Raw genomic sequence first — 2,587 nt, forward strand, 5'->3', positions numbered from 1 at the left:
GGCTTCTGGCGCAATACATCTTGAGCCATAGCGGACAAACCTGCGATCCCTTTGCGCATGCCCGTCACGCCGCACGCCAGATACACACGGACACCGGGTCCGGGCACGATCATGCTGCCTCAACTGCCCGAATGAGTCGCTGGACGCGCTCGAATGGCAGATCACTGGCGCAGCTCAGCTTGCGACCATTTCCAAGCACGACTTCGATCTCCAAAGGTTGCCGATCTCCTGATTGCTCTGACCCAGAAGGCAAAGGCAGCGGCAGAAAGACCGTCTCCGAAGTCCGCGGCAAAACCCCTTAACGCCGAAGTTTCTGGCGCCACTGGTAGATATGGTGACGTGTAATGTCATGACATCGCGCGACATCACTGACCGTTGCGCCATTTAAGCCAACCTTTTCGAGGATCGATAATTTCTCCTCTTCGCGCCAACGGAGCCTTCGCTCAACGCCGACAATCACTTCATGACGCATATCTCGTCCCATCTCATACGACGTCAGTAACGACGACAATAACGACAGTAGCTACGTGATTATGGGTTCACGCGGCAGGCGGTAACAATCGGGCGCTTACGTCTGCTGGCGCTATCAGTAATTTCTCGCTGCTAGTCAGATCGCACGCTGCGCCATTAGCGCAGGAGAGATAGTTCTTATTAACATAAGCCTGACGGCAATCTGTGAAGCACCGCAACGACAACCGCCGGTCCGCGTCTCAGAAATGCTCCTTGAGCTTTCGGGCAATCTGTATAGGCCCTACGATCCGACAAGCCGCTTCTTGCTCCTGATGGGCACATCATATAGGGTTTAAGTAGATCGCTAGCGCATGATGTGCTTCGGTCGCCTGTAAACCGGGCGCCGACACATCTGTGGGGTGCCCCTTTGCTATGGAGCGCCATGATGATCCATTTACGAAGCTTAGGAACCGATTTGGAACCGGTTTCTGATCTGTCCTCCCCAACAAGCGCGTACCCGGGCATCCCATTGAACAGTGTTCGTGAGGCTGTGGCGAGGTTTGGCTGGAAGGCCGGGGGTTATGAGGCTCTGCTTTGCGATGGTGGGATCGGAGGGCTTTCGGCATGAGCATGCAACCAAGTGATCTTGTTGTCGCCGATGTTGCGCTTTGGGCGATGCGGTACCGCCTGACACTCCAACAAGCGATTTTCGTCGAAGCCTACCGCCATGACTTTGACCCAGTTAAGGCGCTTCGCATTGCCGGCTTTCCGGGACGGAATGGAAAAGCGCTTGCCATGAAGCTGCTCAACCAGCGCAACATTCAAGCCGCACTTAAGGCCCGTAACGAGGAGCTCCATTGCCGCGCTGAGGAAATGCGAGCGGCAGTTTTGAAATGGACCCGAGACCTGCTCGAGGCAGATCTTGACGATATCTATGATGAAAGCAATCAACTCAAGCCTGTCGCTGAGTGGCCGGAGGTCTGGCGGAAGGGCCTCGTGCGGTCTCTCAAAGTGGACGCGGGGGCCGACAACAGCGGGCGCAATAGGGTCAAACTTTCACTAGCGGATCGCCTAAACTTCCTAGAGCTTCTGATGCGACATCTGGGTATGCTCGGCCCTCGCATCAAACGCAACGAGGATAGGAAGCTTTTGGGAGCAGCGCGGGCGGCGCAAATGAGTGCTGACCAGGTGGCGTTACGGAAGCTTTAAATTAGTCCCGCGACGATATCTGAGGTATGGTCAGTAGTGTCTCAGGCTTCCCAAACGTTCTGCTCAGCATATTCTAGGTAGCGTGCGAGCACATTCACAGATTTCCAGCCTCCGGCCCTCATGATAGCAGCAGTATCGAAGCCTTTGCGTAGAAGATCTTGGGCTGCTCCTACACGCATAGAGTGTCCGCTGAACGCCCGAACCTCTTCAGGAGAATAGCCGGCCTGTTTCGCGGCTGTTTTGACAACCGTCTTGACAGTTGTGTCGCTGAGGCTGCGATCTACCGGGCGTTCTTGATAGATTGGGCAGAAGAGCCATTCAGTGCGTGGACCGCGCCAAGCCTGCCAATCCAAAACGCGACAAGCCGTATCGGCCGAAGTAAAGGCGATGCGCCCTTGACCTTCTTGATCCGCTTTGCTGCGCCTGATCAGTACTCGAAGAGTGCCATCGCTCCGCAGCGTGATATCGTCGTCGCGCAATGCAACGAGCTCTGATCTGCGGGTCATCAGTTCATAACCTAAAGAAAGCATGGCTGTGTTGCGCATTCCCCAAGGTGTCTTTGGCTGGACAGCCAGAAAACGTTCAAGGTGCAGAGCAGTCAATCCCCGGGCCTGCTGAGGGCGGACTGGTCTAGCGCGGCGCACCCGGCGGTAGGCTAGATTTATCGCTTCGTCATGTGTCGGGTCAGCAAGACCCAAGAGCCTGTGAATCTTTCGGATCGCATATAGGCGGCGCCTTACAGTCGAGGGCGCCATTTGCCTGCCTTCGGCTTCCAAAAATGAGCAGACCTGCGCAACACTTGCGGTCATGTCCCAGGGAGAGGTGTAACTTCTGGTAGCGCTTTTGGTGGCGTCCGCGCCCTTCATGAGGCGCCGTAGGACGTCATCAAAGGCGCGGTGGTCATCGGTGAATTTTCGGTAAGGTCGGG

2 protein-coding genes are annotated in these 2,587 nt (G+C 55.9%); one reads left to right on the plus strand and one right to left on the minus strand.

Annotation, left to right across the window (positions count from 1 at the left end):
- Positions 1-1,074: 1,074 nt before the first annotated feature.
- Complete coding sequence (locus tag J7392_RS24035) at positions 1,075-1,659, plus strand: terminase small subunit (RefSeq protein ID WP_209219845.1); 585 nt, start codon at positions 1,075-1,077, stop codon at positions 1,657-1,659.
- 41 nt (positions 1,660-1,700) lie between these two features.
- Here J7392_RS24035 and J7392_RS24040 read toward each other — a convergent pair.
- The coding region (locus J7392_RS24040; protein WP_209219846.1) for a tyrosine-type recombinase/integrase at positions 1,701-2,587 on the minus strand (887 nt) is incomplete at its 5' end.

It is taken from the genome of Sulfitobacter sp. R18_1 (assembly GCF_017743915.1).
Lineage (GTDB): Bacteria > Pseudomonadota > Alphaproteobacteria > Rhodobacterales > Rhodobacteraceae > Sulfitobacter > Sulfitobacter faviae.

Bases quoted from the DNA above. Each gene is read 5' to 3' on its own strand.
- J7392_RS24035 (WP_209219845.1), top strand. From the start codon at position 1,075: ATGAGCATGCAACCAAGTGATCTTGTTGTCGCCGATGTTGCGCTTTGG.